Annotated in this window: 18 protein-coding genes; 4 read left to right on the top strand and 14 right to left on the bottom strand. The window is 36.2% G+C overall.

Annotated elements, in window-relative coordinates:
- Positions 1 to 27: 27 nt before the first annotated feature.
- A complete protein-coding gene (locus tag JOC34_RS07500) occupies positions 28 to 1,056 on the bottom strand; it encodes an extracellular solute-binding protein (RefSeq protein WP_205136134.1) in 1,029 nt (342 codons plus the stop codon).
- 490 nt (positions 1,057 to 1,546) lie between these two features.
- Here JOC34_RS07500 and JOC34_RS22215 point away from each other — a divergent pair, with 490 nt between their 5' ends.
- Together JOC34_RS22215 and JOC34_RS07490 are read left to right on the top strand one after the other, a co-directional pair.
- Positions 1,547 to 3,262 (top strand): YHYH domain-containing protein, encoded by a 1,716-nt coding sequence (locus JOC34_RS22215; protein WP_205136133.1) that lies wholly within the window; start codon positions 1,547 to 1,549, stop codon positions 3,260 to 3,262.
- Positions 3,252 to 3,884, top strand: a complete 633-nt coding sequence (locus JOC34_RS07490; RefSeq protein ID WP_205136132.1) for a hypothetical protein — start codon at positions 3,252 to 3,254, stop codon at positions 3,882 to 3,884. Before JOC34_RS22215 ends, JOC34_RS07490 begins: the two co-directional genes overlap by 11 nt.
- 377 nt (positions 3,885 to 4,261) lie before the next feature.
- Here the strand turns inward: JOC34_RS07490 and JOC34_RS07485 are convergent, their stop codons facing one another.
- From JOC34_RS07485 to JOC34_RS07470, 4 genes are all read right to left on the bottom strand, one after another.
- Entirely contained in the window at positions 4,262 to 5,842 is a 1,581-nt protein-coding gene (locus JOC34_RS07485; protein ID WP_205136131.1) for a hydantoinase/oxoprolinase N-terminal domain-containing protein, read from the bottom strand.
- A complete protein-coding gene (locus tag JOC34_RS07480) occupies positions 5,842 to 6,936 on the bottom strand; it encodes a DUF917 domain-containing protein (protein WP_205136130.1) in 1,095 nt (364 codons plus the stop codon). The genes JOC34_RS07485 and JOC34_RS07480 overlap by 1 nt, the downstream gene beginning before the upstream one ends.
- Positions 6,937 to 6,969: 33 nt before the next feature.
- Positions 6,970 to 8,277: a purine-cytosine permease family protein gene (locus tag JOC34_RS07475; protein WP_205136129.1), complete on the bottom strand. Its 1,308-nt coding sequence runs from the start codon at positions 8,275 to 8,277 to the stop codon at positions 6,970 to 6,972.
- A 132-nt stretch (positions 8,278 to 8,409) separates the two neighbouring features.
- Positions 8,410 to 9,003 (bottom strand): TetR/AcrR family transcriptional regulator, encoded by a 594-nt coding sequence (locus JOC34_RS07470; RefSeq protein WP_205136128.1) that lies wholly within the window; start codon positions 9,001 to 9,003, stop codon positions 8,410 to 8,412.
- A 706-nt stretch (positions 9,004 to 9,709) separates the two neighbouring features.
- Between JOC34_RS07470 and JOC34_RS07465 the strand changes: the two genes are divergently transcribed.
- Positions 9,710 to 11,899, top strand: coding sequence for a glycoside hydrolase family 84 protein (locus tag JOC34_RS07465; protein ID WP_205136127.1), 2,190 nt, complete (start codon positions 9,710 to 9,712; stop codon positions 11,897 to 11,899).
- Between the two features lie 93 nt (positions 11,900 to 11,992).
- On the opposite strand, the gene JOC34_RS07460 is transcribed toward JOC34_RS07465, so the two are convergent.
- The 5 genes from JOC34_RS07460 to JOC34_RS07440 form a co-directional block, all read right to left on the bottom strand.
- Positions 11,993 to 12,445 carry a VanZ family protein gene (locus tag JOC34_RS07460; protein WP_205136126.1) on the bottom strand — a complete coding sequence of 151 codons (453 nt, stop codon included), beginning with the start codon at positions 12,443 to 12,445 and terminating at the stop codon, positions 11,993 to 11,995.
- 828 nt (positions 12,446 to 13,273) lie between these two features.
- The gene (gene yidA / locus JOC34_RS07455; RefSeq protein ID WP_205136125.1) at positions 13,274 to 14,101 is read right to left on the bottom strand and encodes a sugar-phosphatase; all 828 of its coding nucleotides are present in this window, start codon (positions 14,099 to 14,101) and stop codon (positions 13,274 to 13,276) included.
- 236 nt (positions 14,102 to 14,337) lie between these two features.
- Positions 14,338 to 14,736 (bottom strand): hypothetical protein, encoded by a 399-nt coding sequence (locus JOC34_RS07450; RefSeq protein ID WP_205136124.1) that lies wholly within the window; start codon positions 14,734 to 14,736, stop codon positions 14,338 to 14,340.
- A gap of 79 nt (positions 14,737 to 14,815) precedes the next feature.
- A complete protein-coding gene (locus JOC34_RS22295) occupies positions 14,816 to 14,962 on the bottom strand; it encodes a hypothetical protein (protein WP_476756229.1) in 147 nt (48 codons plus the stop codon).
- Positions 14,963 to 15,003: 41 nt separating this feature from the next.
- Complete coding sequence (locus tag JOC34_RS07440; protein WP_205136123.1) at positions 15,004 to 16,188, bottom strand: DUF4317 domain-containing protein; 1,185 nt, start codon at positions 16,186 to 16,188, stop codon at positions 15,004 to 15,006.
- 284 nt (positions 16,189 to 16,472) lie between these two features.
- Here JOC34_RS07440 and JOC34_RS07435 point away from each other — a divergent pair, with 284 nt between their 5' ends.
- Positions 16,473 to 17,312: a hypothetical protein gene (locus JOC34_RS07435; RefSeq protein WP_205136122.1), complete on the top strand. Its 840-nt coding sequence runs from the start codon at positions 16,473 to 16,475 to the stop codon at positions 17,310 to 17,312.
- Positions 17,313 to 17,400: 88 nt separating this feature from the next.
- On the opposite strand, the gene JOC34_RS07430 is transcribed toward JOC34_RS07435, so the two are convergent.
- The 4 genes from JOC34_RS07430 to JOC34_RS07415 form a co-directional block, all read right to left on the bottom strand.
- A complete protein-coding gene (locus JOC34_RS07430; RefSeq protein ID WP_205136121.1) occupies positions 17,401 to 18,198 on the bottom strand; it encodes a histidinol-phosphatase HisJ family protein in 798 nt (265 codons plus the stop codon).
- A 76-nt stretch (positions 18,199 to 18,274) separates the two neighbouring features.
- Positions 18,275 to 18,538: a hypothetical protein gene (locus JOC34_RS07425; RefSeq protein ID WP_205136120.1), complete on the bottom strand. Its 264-nt coding sequence runs from the start codon at positions 18,536 to 18,538 to the stop codon at positions 18,275 to 18,277.
- A 52-nt stretch (positions 18,539 to 18,590) separates the two neighbouring features.
- On the bottom strand, positions 18,591 to 18,938 hold the full coding sequence (locus tag JOC34_RS07420) for a DUF3139 domain-containing protein (protein ID WP_205136119.1): 348 nt from the start codon (positions 18,936 to 18,938) through the stop codon (positions 18,591 to 18,593).
- Positions 18,939 to 19,135: 197 nt separating this feature from the next.
- The gene (locus JOC34_RS07415; protein ID WP_205136118.1) at positions 19,136 to 20,620 is read right to left on the bottom strand and encodes a xylulokinase; all 1,485 of its coding nucleotides are present in this window, start codon (positions 20,618 to 20,620) and stop codon (positions 19,136 to 19,138) included.
- Between the last annotated feature and the right edge of the window lie 27 nt (positions 20,621 to 20,647).

Here is a 20,647-nt window from a genome sequence, read left to right as displayed (position 1 = left end):
GCCACTCTTTGATTTGCTATCTAAATGTTAATCCATTGATTTCTCAAGTAAGTCGGTAAATTTATTCGTAATATCATCCTTGTGTTCCGATACCCAGGCCTCATCGTAACTGTCTGTCAACTCGATGTCTTCCATAGGTTTCATATAATCCGCAAGTTCAGTGTTCTCTCTTAAAGGTCTGACAGTCAACTCTGTCCCAACTAAGTCTTGAATATCCTCTGAAAGTAAAAAATCTACAAATTTCTGTGCACCGTCAATATTTTCTGTATCCTTTATAATTTGAACCGACTCTCCTGGGAATATTGCTCCTTCTTCAGGAAACACAACATCTACCGGCGCACCGCTTTTGATATAATATACAACAGGATCTTCCCATGTCAGCCCAACAGGGTATTCTCCATCTGCTACGCTTTTATGAACTTGTCCAGAACTACCCGACATCTTGCCATCCAGATTAGCAATGAACTTCTCGACAAAATCCCATGCTTTATCAGATGTTGGATCGCCATCCCCCATCGCATATAACATCGCTGCTAAAGACTGAAATGCAGAACTTGATGCAGCTGGATCTCCAAAAGAAATATTTCCTTTAAGTTCAGGATTTAATAGATCCTCGAAACCTTCTACCTTAATATCACCTATTTTGTTTTTGTTAACGATAAAAACAGTTGGATCGGCAAAGGCCGGTGAAAAATAACCAGTTGTATTTTTGAACCCTTCCATCATATTTTCATCTTCAGGCGAAACATACTTTTCAAATAAATCTTTTTTGCTGTTCAGCATCGTTTCATCTGCTGCCCAAAGGATATCACCTACAGGGTTATTTTTCTCAGACTCCACGCGCTTCACCAATTCACCTGTCCCAGCAACGATAACCTCTACTTTTATTCCAGTTTCTTCTTCAAATTTAGGTATTACTGCATTATTAAGACTTTCACTTCGCGCAGTATAAACCGTTAATACATCTTCCTTCTGACCTTCATCTTCAGAACACCCTGCAATAATAATGCCTATTACTAATATAGAAAGGATGAGAGTAAGCGATTTCATTTTCATTCCATTTCCTCCTCATTACTTATTTATAAATGATTATAAAGTTTATTCAAAAGGAAAGAAATCCGAAAAAAGAAAAGAAGTATCCAAAATAACAAACTAATATTTATTTATTCATGTAACTTATTTTTCTACTAACAATATATACTAGCTATACAAAAAAAGCTTCTCGCTAATAGCGAAAACATGCAATGACCTTCTGCTTAATTCTATCGAGACATTATATTGACTTCACTCGAAACATTGGTATAATCTAGTTGACATATTTTTCCTAACCTACCAAATATATTCTTTCAAGTATCACTTACAACTAATAGAGATTTAATGAGATTACAGTAATTAGCTGTATATTTTTTTGCATATTATGTAGTCCGAAATAACCAGACCTAAAGATTCATTAAGGGAAAGGTGCAAGTTTAGTGTGAAGCCGTTGGTAGGTTAACAATGTTCATTCGCAATGGTCTACATTTTAATAATTTATGGAGGAATAATAATGAAGAAACAATTTCAATTAATTACAGGTATATTATGTTGCTTACTTCTATTAGTAACGTCGACAGCAAATGCCCATCCTGGAAGAACAGATAGTAATGGTGGTCACACCTGTTGGACCAACTGTGAAAAATGGGGATACGAGTACGGGGAATACCATTATCATAATGGTGGAAGTAGTGGTGGTAGTAAAAGTAACAGCAACAATAATGAGGGAAACAGTTCTAGTTCAAACTCAACGCCTAAGCCTAAGGAAAACACGCAAAAGTCTGCCCCTGCCAAAGAACCATCTCAACCTAAAACTAAATCTAAACCTAAACCACAAATAGATAAAAAACAAGTAGAGGCGGATCAACATTACCAAAATGCATTGGATTTATATAATAGCGCCAATTATAAAGACGCTATAAACGAACTGGAAAAAATATATGTATTGAAAAAGAGCAATAATAAAACGGATGAACTTGTTAAACAGTCTGTAGAAGCGATCTACAAATTAGCAGAAACTGCACAAAGCAAAGAGAACTATACATCTGCAAAAGATCATCTAACTTATATTCAAGATTATTCACGTGCCACTGATGGTATTAAAGAAAAGGCCAATAAACTACTGAAACAAACGAAATTAGATGAAAAAGTTAGTAAAGTAACTTCTAGTGCACTAAATTTAATGGAAAAGGAAGATTACGAAGAAGCGATCAACGAATTGGAAAAGGTTTATGAATGGAAAGAAACCGATGTAAAGACGGATGAACTTATTCAGGAGTCCGTAGAATCAATCTATAGCCTAGCGAAAACTGCACGAAACAAAGAAGATTATCAATCCACAAAAGAGCATTTAATTTATATTCAAGATTATGAACGCGCTAGTGATGATATAAAAGAAAAAGCAACAAAACTGCTAAAAAAAACGAAATTAGATGAAAAAGTTAGCAAGATAATTTCTGGTGCTGAAAAATTAATCAAAAAAGAGGATTACGAAGATGCTATCATCGAACTGGAAAAAGTTTATGAACTGAAAGAAACCGAAGCGAAAGCGGATGAACTTGTTCAGAAATCCGTAGAGGCGATTTATAGCCTAGCAAACACCGCACGAAACAAAGAAGATTATCAATTGGCAAGAGATCATTTAACTTATATTCTAGAATATGAACGCACTAGTGACGATGTAAAAGAAAAGGCAATAAAGCTTCAGAAACAAATTAAAATAAACGAAGAAGTTAGCAAGTTAATTTCAAACGCTAAGGATTCCCTCAATAAAGAGGATTTTGAATCAGCCATTAAACATATACAAAATGCACTAGAAATATCGGATGGCAAAGAAATAGAATCGATATATAAAGAAATAATAGAAACCTTAATAGATTATGCAAAGAAAACTTATGAAAATAAACAATATGCAAAAGCTATTCCTACTTTTGAGCTATTAATAGAAAATACCGCAAGTAAAAAGTTGAAAGAGCAATATCAATCCAAGCTTCAACGGTTACAAGAGGAACAATTGATACAAGAAAGCTTTGGACTTGATACAGATAGTTTTGAGAAAGATTCCTTTTTTCAACATTTAATGCAGGAAGAAAATGAAACACCCTACAACAAAAATGTAGAGAAGACACTTAAATCCGCAATAGCGGATAAGACAGATGAGAACTTCAAGTTCATATTTTCTATTCAACTAGATGAGCTATTCAAAGGAGATCAAAATGATGCTTCCTAAACAACAAAAAGAAAACGTAAAACAGAAAATAAAATTTTATCAAAAAGCTTGGTTCATGTGGATTTGGCTAATTTTATTTCCTCCTTTGGGAATATTTCTAATGTGGAAAACAGGGAAATTTTCCATCATTAAACGTATCATAGCAACGATTATTGCCACTGGATATTTTGCTTTACCAATTATCATAGCTATTTTCACAACGCCTTCACTCTATTATAGTCAAGAGGAATTATTAAAGTCCTTTAATAAGGAAGTAGACTCATTAGGTCTATCCTATTTTATATCAGATACAAAAGTAGAGGACGGTTTTATTACCTCCAAATTAGACGAAAATATAACTTTAATAGAAAATATTGATGATAATGATAAAATTCAGGAACTCATTATGGTAGGCCAAGGAGAAGGATTGGACATCATTCTTTTAATGGGGGTATTTATCGGTATGACAAACCCAACTCTATCCCAAGAAGAAGTTGGACAAGTTTTAAATGATTTACATTTATTTGATGAAGATTATGATTATCAAGAAAGTGAAGAAACTGTAAAGAAAGGCCTTATTCGATATCACCTAAAGTATGATCAAACAGCCGGAGTCATTTTTAGTGTTTCAAAAGCAAATTAAACATCAAAGAGCCCATGGATTTTTCTATGGGCTCTTTGATGTTTATGATAAACTTTGACGCTGACTCAATTGCCTCTGAGTCTCACTTAGTTTGTGTGCCGTACAAAACCTCTAATCAAAATACTAATTTTACCCAATCTAAAAAACCGTATAAGTAAGAACCATACGCATTCTTACTTACACAGTTTATATTCCTAACCTATTCAGTTAATACTAAAAAGCATTATTTTATCACGTATTAACGGGCTGTAATACCCCTACCTCTAAGCGTAAGTAAACCGAAACTCAGAAGGTGGGGATAAACAGCCCGTAAATTCCTGATTCTGTTCAACTAACATTTAGTAGGGAGAAAGGGAACCCCCCCATTAAATGAAGTTTCACTTTATAACTTTATCCTTTTCCCGTGCTAATGCCCCTGCGGCTTTTACGCGTATTCTTGTTGCATTGCCTGGCATATAGGCAAGTGGCACATCTTCCACATCAACAATAACGAGGTCTTCTGGGTCTGCCCCTGCATTAATTGCCTCTGTCATTGCTTGTGATTTGGCTAGTTCTAAAGCTTTTTCCCTACCTACCTCATCTAGCACAAAGATCTTTTCTATTTGGCCACTCACTTGCGAAATTGCGGATCCGATTGCATTTGCTACACCCGAATGTGCTGGACGGAGAACCTCTGATACACCGTTTAATTCCTCTGGCAATAAAACATTTCCACCACCAACAAGAACCACCGGTACAGGCGCTGAACTTGTTTTCATTTTATCAATCGCTTCTTCAACGAGTTCTACCATATTCACATAAACTTTTCTTAAAATAGCTTTATCTAAATGAGCAACTTTTGAAGCATCTCCAAGATCTACCTTTCCTAATGCAACAGCAACATCTGTTGCTGTTAACATCTCCCCGCCAAAAATCATGCTCTTTTCTTGTAATTGGTAACCAACACTATCCGGACCTATGGTAAATTCACCATTATCTTGTATCCGAATAATTGTACCACCACCAAGACCAATAGAGATAAGGTCCGGCATACGGAAATTCGTTCGCGCCCCGCCAATTTCCACTGCCAAAGAAGATTCTCTTGGAAATGATTGCACTAAAACGCCAACATCAGATGTTGTTCCGCCAACATCAACGACAATCGCATCAGATAAATTACTTAAATAAGATGCACCACGTAATGAATTTGTTGGGCCACAAGCAACAGTAAAAATAGGGTACTTAACAGCATACTCAACAGACATTAACGTACCATCATTTTGTCCAAAAAATACTCGGGCATGAATTCCTTCACTTTTTAAGGCATTAATAAACCCGTCTGCAGCGCTCTTTGCAACGTTAACTACTGATGCATTGAGAATTGTTGCATTTTCCCTTTCTAATAAACCAACAGAACCTACTTCTGAAGATAATGAAATAGCAATATCTTCTCCCAATATTTCCTTCATTATATCATTTGCTTTTTGTTCATGGGCTTGGGTTACAGGGGAAAAGACTGATGTGATCGCAATCGAATCAACTTTTCCTTTTATCTCGTTTGCTATACTGTACAAATGATCTTCATCTAAAGCTACAATTTCCCGGCCATCAAATTCATGACCACCACGTACCAAGTATACATATTTACCAAATGCTTCACGAAGGTCATCCGGTACACCAATTAAGGGCTTTACTGCCAATGTTGCTGGAGCACCAACACGAATTATGGCAATTTTATTCAGCCTTTTTCTTTCCACGATTGCATTGGTACAGTGTGTCGTTCCTAGCATTGCGTACTTAATTTGCTCACGAGGAACATTTGCATCGTCTATAATTTTTTTCATGGCTGTGTAAATTCCCGTTGCCACGTCGTCAGTTGTTGCCGATTTTGTTTCCGATAGTACCTTATTATTTTGATCTAATAGGACTGCATCAGTGTGCGTTCCTCCTACATCGATTCCAATACGAAAAGTATCCATTAATATGCAACCCCTTTTTTCACAAGTTCTTCTACTGGAGTATAATCAACATCATATCCAAAATATCTTGGACCAACTGTTTCAATCCCTTTTTCAGTTCTCCACTTAGGATGACAAGGTATTCCAATGACAACACAGCGGGCGCCATATCTGATTCCTTCCGTTGTAATTGGAAGACCTGTTTCCGCATCCAGTACAGCAATCAAATCTGGTGTTACACATAGTAGTCGCTGTTCGGTCTCGGCAAGTAAATGTTCATTTTGGAAACGTAATTGGAGGGTTTGTTCTTTATATTCATTAAGTCCCTCAATTGATGCTATCCCCCTTGCAAAGCCTGTTTCAGTTTTACGGTTAATGTCACTAACTTTCCCACGAAATAACTCAAACCCGTCAACTTTTTTCAGTACTTCATCAATTGAATTCACGTTATTTAACTTTGCAAGCCTGATAGACTTACCTATTTCTTCTTCAAGCTTTAAGATACCTTTTATTCCACTATCTTTTAGGTTCTTTCCAGTCATCGAATACATGGAAGTCATTGTGGAGCCACCCATTTCAATCGTTGCTGCCCTGGCAATTCGCTCTGTCCAAACATTATCTATTGTTGATAAAAGCATTGTGTTGCCCTTTTCATCTGCAAGTACCGCCGGTGTCGCCGATATTCCATCCAAGTAGAATGTGACCATTTGCAATTCCGGAAAAGCTCTCCCCATTCCATCAGCATCAACAACAGGCAACCCTAATCTTGCCCCTAGCGCAAGAGGTAGCATGGAGTTAACGCCACCCGCTTCGATTGGAAAAGTCGCATAGATCTTTTTCCCCAAGTGTGCTTCTAATTGCCGGAAAGCTGCAACAGTTTCTTCCCCGTTCGGTGCCTTTTCCAACATAACCGTCGGTGCACCCATCATTGATGAAGGAGCTACTAAAGCATCATCCGGAATTTCATCTACATCTAACAGTGTAATTTCTCCATATTCTTCTATTGCTTGTAAGGCCATTAGTTTTCCAATATATGGATCACCACCACCACCTGTTCCAAGTAAAGCCGCTCCGATTGCTATATCTTCTACTTCCTGTTTACCTATTATTCTCATATGCTATTATCCTCCCATTTTTCAAATAATTTACTATGCAGCTTTTTCTTTTATACGCTTTCTACTATTGATTGTCTTGATACCAACAAAATATATAATCGCACTAATCAATAATGAATTGATCGAAGGAATACCAATCGTTAGAAGATATCCACCTGCAAATCCTGCTCCCCAGGCAATTAATGTAACAGGGCTCATTTTTTCAGTATTTGATGGCAAGACTCCATCTAATCTACTTGTATCTAATACTTTTCGATGTGTCTTTAATACAAAATAATCAACAACCATAATTCCTGCAACTGGTGGGATTAGGACTCCTAATAATACTAGAAAATCAACAAATCTATCAAGTATTCCTAGCACCGAAAGTACAGTACCGATTATACCAATGATCAGTGTAACCATGCCTCGGTTTAGTTTAATTTTAAAGATAGAGTCAAATATATTCGTAAAACCAAGAGATGATGAGTAAAGATTCAGATTATTAATCTTGATTGTTGAGGAAACAACTACTAAAGCTCCTAACCAACCGGAAGTTTGCATCATGATACTAACAACGTCGTTAGTCCGTGCAGCTAGTGCCATTAATACTGCAATCATATTGATACCCAGTTCTCCTACAAATGTTCCGATAACTGTCATCCATAACACGTCTTTTCCACTTTTGGCAAAACGACTAAAATCAGGGGTGATAATCGCGCCAATGATAAATCCTCCAGCAACCATTGTCGCAGCTACACCCATGGATAGCGGCTCACCCGCGGGAGTACTTGCTATTAAATCTGTTATAGAATGTTCACTTAAAATTTGATACGTACCATATCCTACTGCCAATAAAAATGCAGGAACAGCAATGGTAGCTGTAATACTTAGTAATTTAAAGCCAAAAATAACTAAAACCGTAACGCCTAATCCAGTAATCATAGCCGCAACAGATAGAGGTAATTTTCCACCAGTAGCCTGAACAATTCCTTCGGCAAAAACAGAGTTCTGTACACCAAACCATCCGATACAGGATATAGCAATAATTGCACCTATAACACTTGATCCATATCGTCCAAAACCTGTCCATCGTGACAAAAGACTTGTTGAAAGGCCTTCTCTAGCTCCAGCATATCCTAAAAGGAAACTGATCACTTGTAAAATGATACTGCCTAGCATTGTTGCCCAAAAGGCTTGCCAAAAAGTCATACCATACCCTAGTGAAGCCCCTATGATAAATTGAGAAATCGTGGCCAAGGCTCCTATCCTAACAATCGTAATACTCCACAGCGATTGCCGTCCGGATTTTGGTACTCTTGTCAGAGAATAATCATCTCCAATATTTTGTTTTTCTCCCATTCCCACAACTCCTCTACATGATGTTTTCACTTTATACATAATTTTGCATTAATCAGCAATAAAAAATTCTATTTCTAGAACTTTTTATACTATTTTAAAATTCTTGTAGCTAGTGAACAATAAGGTTTATATTTAACTTTTACACCTATTATTTAATTCACTAAAAATATTGTGAATAAAATTCTCAGCAATCCTTACTTGATCATCAAAGGTCTCTCCTTCATACAAATTTATAGACCAAAAGACACCATTTGCTAAAAGAACATACTGCTTAATAACAGAATCAATTTCTACTTCCGTTATTGATGAATAATTGGATTGTAGTAAATCCTTGAATGACTGTTTCATCCAATTATTAAAATTCAGCATATGCTTTTGAAGATACTTTTTTATCTCTGGAATAGGTGTGTTAACAAGTGAAATGTACGCCATTGTTCCTCTTTCGTCGCCTTTATGATGAGCAACAAGGCCATGAATCATTGATATACAAATCTGTGAAACTTCCTTACCTTGGGATTCAGTGAAGATCCGTTCCATTTCTTTTTGATGATTATCAAGTAACTGCTGGAACGCGGCTATAAACAATTTTTCCTTGTTTTCAAAAAAAAAGTAAATAGAAGCAGGTTTTATTCCGACTTCACTTGCAATATTCTTCATTGTCGCCCCATGATAACCGTGTAAAGAGTATTCTTGTAACGCGGCGTCAATTAATTTCTCTTTAGACAAAACACCACCACCTAACGAATGTTAGTTAGATTATATAACAACTATTACTGAAAAGCAATTGTATTTTGAATATATTTATTACTAGATAATGCCTTTTATTTAATATCATCTGACTACTGAAATAGTTCTTTTTAATGAAAGTCAAAATATTTATGTCTGCTTTTCCTTAGTCAGTCCTTTAAGATACCGTTGATATGCCCCCCCAATTGCAAAATAAACACCTTCGCATAATAATAATATCAAGCAGCACCAGAGAATTTCCTTCCCCCGCGACTATCGTACTAGTAAATTGACCGCACCCAAGTATTAATACACAGGAATAAACTACTGTTTTTGAATACGTTTTCAAAAATCGATTGACTTACGAAAATTACGATGGTAGAGTTAAATTATTGAAATATTGGAACACATGTTACTGACGTGATCAGGCATGGTGGTAATTAAAGTGGATTAAAGAAACCCAATCCATTAATGCCGCCATGCCTTTTATTTTACCCAGATGTAACAAGCCACTCTGAGATACAGGTTAATGCTATCGAAAAAAGCGAATAACCCAATTTACAAGTAGCTTCCAATACTTCAAAAAAAGGGAACCGAACTACTATTTTACACATACGAGGAGGTGCAAATGATACTGGTTTCACGCAAGCATTCTATTTTTATTAACGATTATTTTTAATATAAACAGTAAAGGAAGGGATAATGAATGATGAAAAAGCAACTATTGTTCTATTTAATTTTTATATTGCTATTTAGCACCGTCTCGAGCATGTCCGCATCAGTTGCAAGTGCCGCGGATAAAAGTCCAGCAAAGGAATACGAGATTTATCCAGTTCCCCATAGCGTTGAATACGGTGAGGACACGCTTTCGCTTAAAGAGGAAGTTCAGGTTATTTATGACGATACAATTGACGAGGTTACAAAAGAAAAGGTAAACAAGCTATTTACGGATAACGATTTAGAAGCACCGACCGTTGCTACAGAACCAGCAGAGAATAAAGTAACTTTGTGGATTGGTACAAAAGGTTCAAATGGTCCAGTTGATCAATTTGCTGCTGAAAATGTGGACAGTCAAGGGATGGATTTTGATCAAATAGATGCCTACCAATTAGAAGTGAAGGACAACAACATGGTGATTTTAGGAAATGATACGGATGCCAGCTTTTACGGCGTGGTTACACTAGAGACAATGCTAGCACAAAGTCCACAAAAAGAAATACACGATATAAGTATTAAAGACTTTGCGAATACAAAAATCAGAGGATTTATTGAAGGCTATTATGGCATTCCTTGGAGTAATGAAGATAGAATATCCCTGATGGAATTTGGTGGAAAATATAAAATGAATTCATACATATTTGCACCGAAAGATGATCCTTACCACAGGGAAAAATGGGAAGAATTATATCCAGAAGACAAATTAGAGGAATTAAGAGAATTGGCTACCGTTGGGAATGAAACAAAAACCCGATTTGTATGGAGCATTTCCCCTTTAGGTGAAGTTGCTGAACTGGCAAGAGAGGAAGGCGATGACGCCGCAATGGCAGTCCTTGAGGAAAATACAGAAAAACTCCTTGCTAAGTTTGACCAATTATATGATGTAGGTGTGCGCCAATTTGGTGTATTGGGTGACGATGTTGGAAGCCTCCCGCTTGATTATGTCGTTCAAATGATGCATTCTGTTTCCGAATGGGCAGATGAAAAAGGGGATGTAAAAGATACGCTCTACACTCCTGCAAGTTATAACTCTGGTTGGGCTTGGAATCCAGAAGAGCTAAACGCATATGAAAAAGGCTTTGATGAAGACATTCAAATCCTTTGGACTGGGTCAACGACCTGTGCACCAATTGATCAAGACACAATAGATGTATTTAAAAATAAAAGTAATGATGGCGTAGAAAGAAGGGATCCATTATTCTGGTTAAACTGGCCAGTAAATGATGTCGATATGTCAAGAGTATTCCTTGGCAAAGGCGAAATGCTCGAGCCTGGAATCGAAAACCTTGCCGGTGCTGTAACCAATCCAATGCAAGAAGCGGAAGCATCAAAGATTTCCCTTTTTGCTATCGCAGATTACACATGGAATACCATTGATTTTGATGCACAAAAAAGCTGGGATGACAGCTTCAAGTATATTGAGCCAGACGCTGCGGAGGAATTGCATGAACTTGCTAAGCATATGTCTGATGCAGATCCCGATGGTTTAAAACTATCCGAAAGTGAAAATATAAAAGAACTTTTGGATTCAGTAACGGAAAAGCTAAATAACGACGAGTCATTAAAAGATATTTCTCCGGAGGCAATCGCTGAATTCCAAAAAATTGTTGACGCAGCGGATGGATTTCTTACTAAAACAAAGAATCAAAACCTGAAAGAAGAATTGGGGCCATTTGTTAAATCATTGCGTGATATGGTGCTTGCGGATATGGCATTCTTAAAGACAGCTGTTGCAATGGAAGAAGGAAATAAAGAAGAAGCACAGGAATCACTTTCCAAAGCATTATCCCTAAGGAAGCAAAGCTTGGATTATGACCGACCGTTAATTGACGGGACAATGAAAACAAATCCTGCCCAAAAGAGGTTGCAACCATTTACGGATAATCTAGAGGAAAAAGTAATACAAAACGCTGAATCGACTATCCAGTCAATGAATTCATTGGTGGATCTATATGCGGGTAGAGGTAATATAAAAAATCAAGATGATGCGCAGTTACTACAAACACATTTGACTTCCATAGATCACTATGTAAAGACGGATGCATTAGAAAAGGCAGTTAAACACATGAAGGACTTTAAACAATTGGTTAACCACTACCAAGAAAATGATGATATGGATAAAAAAGCTGCAAAAACATTGATACAACATGCCGATAACTTAATTAACAAATGGCAATAAATTCATAGCGGATTCCCTCTGGCAGCTTGTTGGAGGGAGTTCTTTTTTATTTCGGATAACAATCTAGAACAAATAATACGTTTACTGCAGGTCCTACCTCTTCTTTCTTTTTACAATCCTTCCAATCACCATCCAAATACCAAGCCCAATACTGGCTCCAGCGCTATCAATTAATACGTCCCTTACCTCCCCAGATCGTCCAGCAATAAATAACTGGTGAACCTCGTCTGAAATAGCATATAACACACAAATCAGTAAAGCTACGCTAGCAGCCCTCCGATATCCAGCTATATTACTGCTTCTTAACGCATTGAGCACTAGGATACCAAGCAGCAAATAAGCAAAGAAATGGGCGTTTTTTCTAACATAATGATGGAACGCCCCTACATTAAAGTCCTGATCCGGAGCAATGGTTTCGATTGTATGCATAATAACCTCTGATATTCCTGAACTGAGTTCACTAGAGGTTGTAGATGGCTGATGCGATAAATAGAAGATAGTTGCCATCCACATAACTGGTGCTACCCAAGATAGTAATTTATACATGCTTTTACGTTCTCCTTATCTTCACTTGAAAATACACATTCCATCATATCAAATGAATCCATTCCTTCATACCCGGAAATATGTAGTATTTTTTTGCATTTATTCTTTCAGTAACAAATGATAAAGGGGATAATTTTTTTGTGGAATATGGCAGTAGAAAAGGGGAGATTTAGTAAAAGTAAGGAGAATGTTACATTCACTAAAAATAGGATTTCTAGATTTACAAAAATGATGCCTCATAATTTTTATAAGGTTTTTTTCCATGCAAAAAAACACCAACCATTTTATGTGAGGTCGGTGTTTTTATTAAACTGATTTCTGTAATTCTTTACTTATTTCCAAAGCTTGTTTCTTCGCTTGTTTTACATTTATATCATAAACGGTAATTAGCTTATTTTCTAAAATGAAATTCCACTGTCTTGTCATATGATCTCACCTCCCTTAAATAATGGACCAAAAAGAACAAAGCCATCTTATTCGATAGAACAAGGTGGCTGGTTTTTCCTATTAAGCTGCAGCTATAGATTAAAACGAAATTGTTCCCTTGTCGATCCAGTACTTAAATATACCATATATTAAACAACAAGTCAAATCATAATTTTATACTAATGATGTTCACCAAGCATCTATAGAAATATCAAAGTTCTTGCTGGGATATTTTATCTCATAACGCTTGTTTTGATTTGAGCCGCTATTTGTCCTTCGGGTTGAAGATTTTGCACATGGTCATCTCCTCGAATAACATTTTTACTAAAAAAGCGAAGCAACCACAAGATTCTCCCTCAGGTTGTTTCGCTTTTTTCATTTTAACCTTATACATCAATAAACTCACTTCACCAATGCGTCTTCATTTAACACCAATTTTTCAATCGCATAAGCGACGCCATTTTCGTTATTTGACAACGTTTGAAAATCAGCGGCTTCTTTTACAGCGGGAATTGCGTTATCCATTGCCACGCCACAGCCAGCATATTCAATCATGCTCAAATCGTTTCCGCCATCCCCGATACAAATAATTTCTTCTCGCTTAATGGAAAGCTTTTCCGCAAGTTGCTTAACAACACTTCCCTTACTTACGAGTGGATGGAGAATTTCTAGGAAGTATGCCGCACTTTTAACCATCGTATATTTTTCCTTGAATGACTCGGGAATAGCATCAATGATTTTATTTAAACTTACTTCATCATCAATATACATCACTTTAGGCATTTGAATGTCCATTGGTGCTTCCTCAATCGGCTGATAATGAAGTGGTACTTGGTTAGTAAAGGATTCGTAAACTGTATATCTGCTGATTGCCTTGTTTGGCGTATATACATTATTTAAGTCAAAGTAATGCATTGGAGAATTAAGTTCTTGGCTTAATTCGTATAAACCTTCCAAGTCATTGTAAGTTAAGAAGTTTTGTAAAATCACTTCACCCGTATAAGTATTTTGAACAAATGCACCATTATACGTGATGACGAAATCTTCTTCTTCATTTAATCCTAGTTCTTCTACAAATGTTGTGACACCGCCAATTGGCCTTCCAGTAACAAGAACCACTTTGACACCTTTTTCTTGAACAGCTTGAATAGCAGCATTAACTTCTGGAGTGATTTCCCCATGCCCATTGATGAGCGTACCATCGATATCAATTGCGACTAATTTATACACATTCATTCCTCCTGGCTTGTATAATCCGTTTCCGAATAAATTATCTATGTTTATTAAAATAGAGTCCAAATAAAATAAAGGAAGAACTTCTCTTAAAATAAGAGAAGGACTTCCTTTATTCATTATAGGGTAATATCTATGATTTGGCGATTATTCCGATATTTTATTGGCTTCTTTATATTGTTTATCATTATTAATGCAATTATCAATTCTATCCCACATGTACTGTTCTCATCTTATTCAGTCGGAAAATCATCTCTATTCATCTTGTATAAAATTTCTCCTACAACATCTTCAAAGTCACTTGCATGGTTCGTTTGTTTTACGAGTTGCGCATTGTCTTCATCTTTTTTGTTTTCAAATATTACATAATGACTTGCTTCGTCAATTTCAACCCGATAATATCCGAGATTATTCTGAAACCCTGCAGCAGTTTGGTTAATCTCATATGTTTCCTCATTGCCATTTTCATCATTAATCGTCATTATCTTATCCTTTGAAAAATGGATTTCTACTTTTTCACCCGAATTCGAAAGCGCATACCAATCACCGGTATACTTATCTGACGGCTTACAGCTCACTAATAGTATAAGTCCAAATACAATGATCACCAATTTACTGAAGTTGTTTACCATATCTATGTAATTCCCCTCTTAACTACATTTTTAAGACTTTATGTATTTCAGCTGATCTACTTTACGAGTTCACGCTTAACTACAATGCTTTATAAAATACTTCAAACACTTCTTGATTGATTAAATAATCGCTATCTTTTGCCGAGTCTTTAGCAATCTCATAAACATTATCAAAGCCCGTATCAGCCCTTCTTGCATTCCCTGATCGACCTTTTTTCAGTAACATTCACCCCCTTCTTGCATCTGTCGTCGATAAATGATCAACAATCAATCCTCATTCTCTTTCCCTTTCTCAAATAAAGCTTCTGGAATCATTTCAAATCCTTCAATCACCGTGTTTTCTTCCACCTCAATCATAAGGCTGATTTTCCCGTTGAAATGCACTTGGCGTACATATCTTAAGTCTTGTGGACTCACTTTAATATCCGCTACTTTTGTCTTGATTTTGATTGACTTTGATGTATATTTCGGTACAATGCTACTTGCTTTTAACTCGTATTTTTCATCATCAATTACCGTCTTAAATGCATCTTCTACCTTTTCTTTATCGATATCTTGCACGCCACTGCTTGTCAATACTTTTTCTACATCATTGTAGTCAAACTTCGGTATTTCTTCTTCCTCATTTTCTTCTATGGTTCGTTGAATCTCATCGTATACATTAGAAAGTGTGGATGTATTGATTTGGTCTCCTGCTACTTTTTTCACTATTTCCTCAAAAACCACTTTATCATCTTCAGCAGTCATTGTTTCTTCGGCATTTAATACTTCTTCTATGAGGTGATAATCGAGTTCATACGCTTTCCCTGCGGAATAAAGCACATGATTGACATCTGCAGCATGATCCGTGAAACACGGAAATAAAAATCCGGACATCGGTGCTTTCAGATTGATAATTGGATCTACGACAACATGATATTTAAACTCCTTTTCCACATAATCAAACAGTAATTCCTTTTTAGGGTCTTGCGTTTTATTCATGCTGCACAGAATAAATGGATTGGAATAAACCGCATCTCGGGAACTTTCTTCTGCATTGCTACGTTTCATCGGCTTCCTATATTCTCCGCGAATAAAGGTGATAACAATGTCCATTTCATATTGCTTATCTTTAAGCATTTTTTCTACGAGGCGCAGCATCTGTCCATACCATTCTTCTGCATTGTTACTTAGCAGACCTTGGTGTAAAATCAGCTGACTGTTATCTTCTACATCACGCTGGAACTTTAATTCAAATATTTTCTCGTCCAATTGGCCTGTTAGTACTTTTTTAAAATTGGCCATAAATAGTTCTTTTTGCTCCTCTTCAAGTAATTCAAATGGGACACTTTGGTGATGATAGATCTCACTCGATTCCTTCATAATGTACACATTAAAGATGTCATGTATTTCTAATAGATCATTATTAATTTTAAATTGTTTACGAAAATTGGCTATGTCCTTTTTATTCAAGCTTGTTCCACCCCTAAGTCGGTTGTTGATATTTTTCCATGTATAGATTTTTTTACGATTCTACTATTTTATCATATATAAGCATTCCTTGCCCCGCCTGTACAGCAAACATCAGAAGGCCAACTAAAACCACACATGAGATATATCAACGGTTCTAACATATAAAACAAAGTTTGGGTTCTCTTTTCCATCTGTCTAGTCACGGCACACGTGATTCGCTATATAACAAACACTAGAAATTTGATATCATAAAGTGAAGCTTCATTAAAAGGGGATGGTAAATCTTGAACATATTACAGCACTTTATGGGCTTTTTTAACATTATTGTACCTTTATCTATTATTATTGGGATCATAAGCAAGGGATTCATCAAGGTATTTTATCAAACAGAGATGGATAGCATACTGTCTACCAAACAAAATAGAAAAAAGAATGAAATAGTTGGTGTATTAATAACCGCTTTATTATTTTCTGCCATAACAGGATACGGTTTAATAATGGACCTACCCTTTTTTCAACATACCATGTTCAAATTACCATTTGGAAAAACATTAATTTTAGCATCCATATACGGCATTTTATTCCTTATTGGAGGTTTCCTTTTTTATTTCCTTTTGATTACAGGGGCGTTCCCAGGCATACGGAAAATGTCTGTATTCAAAAAGCAAATTATGATGTTGCTTGCGAAGCTTACCTATTTTCTAATTTTTTTACCTGCTTTGTTGATCGCTTTTTCGATCAATTTAAATGTTGATGAATTTTCTATAGAACATATCTTACTGACATTAACTATTTTAACTGTACTTTATGCCCTTATACTTCTTTATTTGACCTATTTAGCCAATATACTATCGCACCAAAGGCTTGCATACAACGTACGTGCCGTTCCACAGTCAGAAGTGAATGATCAACTGAACAAGCTATATTTTGTATATACCTTGGATAAAGAAAGATTTATCCTGTCTGACAAACAGTATACGAATGCATATAACATGTTTACGCCTATCTACATCTACAATCATGCAGCAAATACATTAAACATCATCGACGAAATAAAAGGAAAGATGAATGATGAAAACACGCGACTAAAAACAAAATCGCGAAAACGTTTTTTAGCTAAATGAAGCGTAGATCGACTTCCCATTAGTTGGCTAGTCGATCTCTTACACACTGTACATTATGCATACGACACTTTAGCCATTTAAAATCAATTCAGGTTATTTTAACGCTCTTAGCCGCTCGCCTTTCAAATGTATAAATATATTGAAAACCAGCTTCCCTTGCTATAGAAAGTGCATCTTCCAACATAGATCCTACTGTTTCCGCACGATGAGAATCCGAACCAATCGTCAATATTTCCCCACCAAGTGATCTATACAGTTTTAAAACGTCCATTTTAGGAAAGGCTTCCTTCACTTTTACATTGGGTATGCCAGACGTATTGATCTCCAACCCAATTCCCCGTTCAATTGCCTTTTTCAAAATAAGCTCGATTATTCCCTGGAAATCTGCGAATTTGTAATTCCCAAGCGACTCCATTGCATAGCGTTTCATTAAGTCGAAATGTGCAATGACATCAATATCAGCATTTGATACCAGCTCATACACTGCTTCAAAATATCCTTGGTAAACAGCATGATTTTCTTTACCCGTCATATATTTTCTTAGTTTCTCTTCGTTGATATTATGAACAGAACCAAGAATGAAATCTAAATCCAAGTCTTTTAATGCCTGTTCATATTCCTTTATTAATAAGTAAGGTTCACAGAGTTCGATACCAGCTTTAATTACCAATTTCCCTTTATACGCTTCACGACACGCATTGATTTGTGAAAAGTATCGATCAAAATCCATATGTCCATAAGTAGGAACTTTTGGGTTAACCGAGAAATGCTCAGTAAAACAGATTTCATCTATTCCTTTACGTATGGCTTGTTCACAAACATCATACATGTTTGCCTTGGAATCAAACGAGTTATCTGTATGATGATGATATTCGGTAAGATACATGTTTTACATCTCCTTGTATATTAGACTTGTTTTAAATCTCTTATTCATAATGCTTCAAGATTAGCTGCGGGTTGTATTAACGCTGTTTATTAACGGAAAAGATTTTAATCAAGAATTTAAATACGAATAGAAAGATAAAATAAAAAAATGCAATATTAAATAGGAAACCTAAACCCATAAAGCTAAACCCTGCGTTACCGTAGAGACCTAACCATTCGGCCGGAAATCCGAAAAAATGGGATCCACCCTCCGTTCTAACACCAAAGTCAGGAATGAAAGAGAAACATAGAACTGCTATCACACTTAAAATTAGAATAGATATCTTTGTTATTCTGTTCATATTAACACCCTCTTCTAACTGTTCTTCCCTGAATATCTGTACCTTCACTTAATTATTTTGAATCTATAATATACTTCCCTTTGTTTTTATCTGTAATTTGCTCACCTTCATCATTATATCCTGTTACATCTACATTTGAGTTAGATTCAACATAAATTTCATAAAAATTTTCCGGTTCATCTTTAAAAGTAACCTTTGAATAAAACTCCCCTATTTTCCAATCATATAATAGTTTCTTTTCCTTTATATTAGTTTTAGAATTTTGTTCAACCAAATAATCATCAACTTTTTTAGACACATCTTTTTTTCCATTATAAAAATAAAGAAAAACGATTGAACAAGCTACGAGTACGGTTAAAAGCAAAATAATGAAGACCTTCAATAGTATCTTTCTTGACATATATCGGACTCCTTTTTGTTTAATTCAGAGAAAAGATCCTTTTTCCAGATCAATTGAATAGTTATCAATCCGATAATTAGAAAAGCCTCTTGGTAATCTAATACAATAGACATTGCATATAAATATTTTAAAATACGATCTAGAGGTCACTACTTTCATTTTCTGAATAATCTTATGTTGGTATTTAAACTATCCCCTTAACGATACATGCTTTTTAAACTGGGATACAATTTTAAAAAACGTTCAAAGATCTCGTTATATGTTCTGTGATTATCATAGTTAGGCTGATATACACTTGAAGTTGTTGATCTAATAAAGCGTTCGGCAAAATCCTTGTAATCTATCACCCAACCTAATTTAACGAATGCGGATGCTGAAGCTCCTATCGCAGGCATGAATTCACTTTCAGCAGGAACCCTTATCGTTCTTCCTATACAATCCGCTAAAATCTGGCACCATGTAGCACTTTTCGTTCCCCCGCCAATAAGGGTAATGGTTCCCGAAGCATCAGTGACAAATAGTTCGATTAACTGTTTTAAAGAAAAACAAATTCCCTCGATGACTGCTCTCACAAAATCACTTTTCTCTGTTTTGGGCCCAATACCCCAGAATGCACCTTTTGCCTCGGGATCATTTACAGGGCATCTCTCCCCATTTATATAAGGTAGAAATAGGATCCCATTACTACCTATGGAAGACTTACTTAATAGCGTTTCAAAATCATCAAATGCTTTTTCACCTGCAAATGTATCTACTGCCCAACGATGTACGTTTCCAACATTTAGAAGTGGAGATATGGAAATAATAGTCTCCCCTGGTAAATGCGCTAAATTAAAAACACCATCAAATGAATGATCCGTTTTGACTTCTTCTTGAATCATCGCTGCCCAGCCAGTTGTTCCAATATATAAATAGCTGTCCCCTTGGTTAACTGTCCCAGCTGCCATGGTGGAAGCACCAGCATCCCCAGCTCCACATAAAATAGGCGTATCCTTGGCAAAACCTGTTTCAGCAGAGGCACATGCAGATAGATAGCCAGCGATTGCTTCTGCATTTAGGAGTTTGGGTAGCTTCTTAGTATCAATTCCCAATGCTTCTACAGCGTCCATTTCCCACTGACGTTTTTTCAAGTTCATGATACCTGTTGTAGCCCCAGTGGTAGGATCGGTCACGAAGGCATGCGTCATTTTATAAATAATAAAGTCTTTCGCATTAAATACAAAACACGCTGTATCCTTATATAAATTAGGTTTGTTTTTTTCTAACCATAATAATTTTGCAATAGGGGTTGAAGCCCTAATGTCATTTCCTGTCTTCTCCCCAATCGCAGGAATCTTGCAATTAATGAAAGCTGCTTCTTCATGTGCACGTGTGTCAGAATATAAGATCGCCTTGTTTAATGGAGTCCCTTCATCTTTTGGTATGAAAATAACGTCTTCCATTTGACCGGAAAAGGTAATCATCACGACTTGTTTGGGATCAAAGCCCATTTCCTTCCACCACGTGTTTGAGATTTCTTTAACCCCATTCCACCAGTCCAATGGATCTTGCTCTACTTCATCGTTAGGACCGTTGTATGTTTCCAGCAAAACAGAACAAGCCCCCATCGTATTCGCTTCTTGATCAATCAATACGCCTTTAATCGACGTTGTACCAATATCAAAAACTGCAATATAATCCAATTTTATTCCCCCCTTACTCTTATTTGC

Source organism: Virgibacillus halotolerans (genome assembly GCF_016908515.1).
GTDB classification, from domain to species: domain Bacteria; phylum Bacillota; class Bacilli; order Bacillales; family Amphibacillaceae; genus Virgibacillus_M; species Virgibacillus_M halotolerans.
Note: the sequence above shows the minus strand (reverse complement) of the source record. Positions and strands in the feature narration are given on the sequence as shown.

What these genes read in the sequence shown, in the direction of transcription:
- JOC34_RS07430 (WP_205136121.1), bottom strand. Translation starts at nt 18,198, where the DNA reads ATGTATCTTACCGAATATCATCATCATACAGATAACTCGTTTGATTCC.
- JOC34_RS07485 (WP_205136131.1), bottom strand. Translation starts at nt 5,842, where the DNA reads ATGGATACTTTTCGTATTGGAATCGATGTAGGAGGAACGCACACTGAT.
- JOC34_RS07465 (WP_205136127.1), top strand. Translation starts at nt 9,710, where the DNA reads ATGATGAAAAAGCAACTATTGTTCTATTTAATTTTTATATTGCTATTT.
- JOC34_RS07420 (WP_205136119.1), bottom strand. Translation starts at nt 18,938, where the DNA reads ATGTCAAGAAAGATACTATTGAAGGTCTTCATTATTTTGCTTTTAACC.
- JOC34_RS07475 (WP_205136129.1), bottom strand. Translation starts at nt 8,277, where the DNA reads ATGGGAGAAAAACAAAATATTGGAGATGATTATTCTCTGACAAGAGTA.
- JOC34_RS22215 (WP_205136133.1), top strand. Translation starts at nt 1,547, where the DNA reads ATGAAGAAACAATTTCAATTAATTACAGGTATATTATGTTGCTTACTT.
- JOC34_RS07450 (WP_205136124.1), bottom strand. Translation starts at nt 14,736, where the DNA reads ATGGTAAACAACTTCAGTAAATTGGTGATCATTGTATTTGGACTTATA.
- JOC34_RS07500 (WP_205136134.1), bottom strand. Translation starts at nt 1,056, where the DNA reads ATGAAAATGAAATCGCTTACTCTCATCCTTTCTATATTAGTAATAGGC.
- JOC34_RS07480 (WP_205136130.1), bottom strand. Translation starts at nt 6,936, where the DNA reads ATGAGAATAATAGGTAAACAGGAAGTAGAAGATATAGCAATCGGAGCG.
- JOC34_RS07490 (WP_205136132.1), top strand. Translation starts at nt 3,252, where the DNA reads ATGCTTCCTAAACAACAAAAAGAAAACGTAAAACAGAAAATAAAATTT.
- JOC34_RS22295 (WP_476756229.1), bottom strand. Translation starts at nt 14,962, where the DNA reads ATGTTACTGAAAAAAGGTCGATCAGGGAATGCAAGAAGGGCTGATACG.
- JOC34_RS07425 (WP_205136120.1), bottom strand. Translation starts at nt 18,538, where the DNA reads ATGAACAGAATAACAAAGATATCTATTCTAATTTTAAGTGTGATAGCA.
- JOC34_RS07460 (WP_205136126.1), bottom strand. Translation starts at nt 12,445, where the DNA reads ATGTATAAATTACTATCTTGGGTAGCACCAGTTATGTGGATGGCAACT.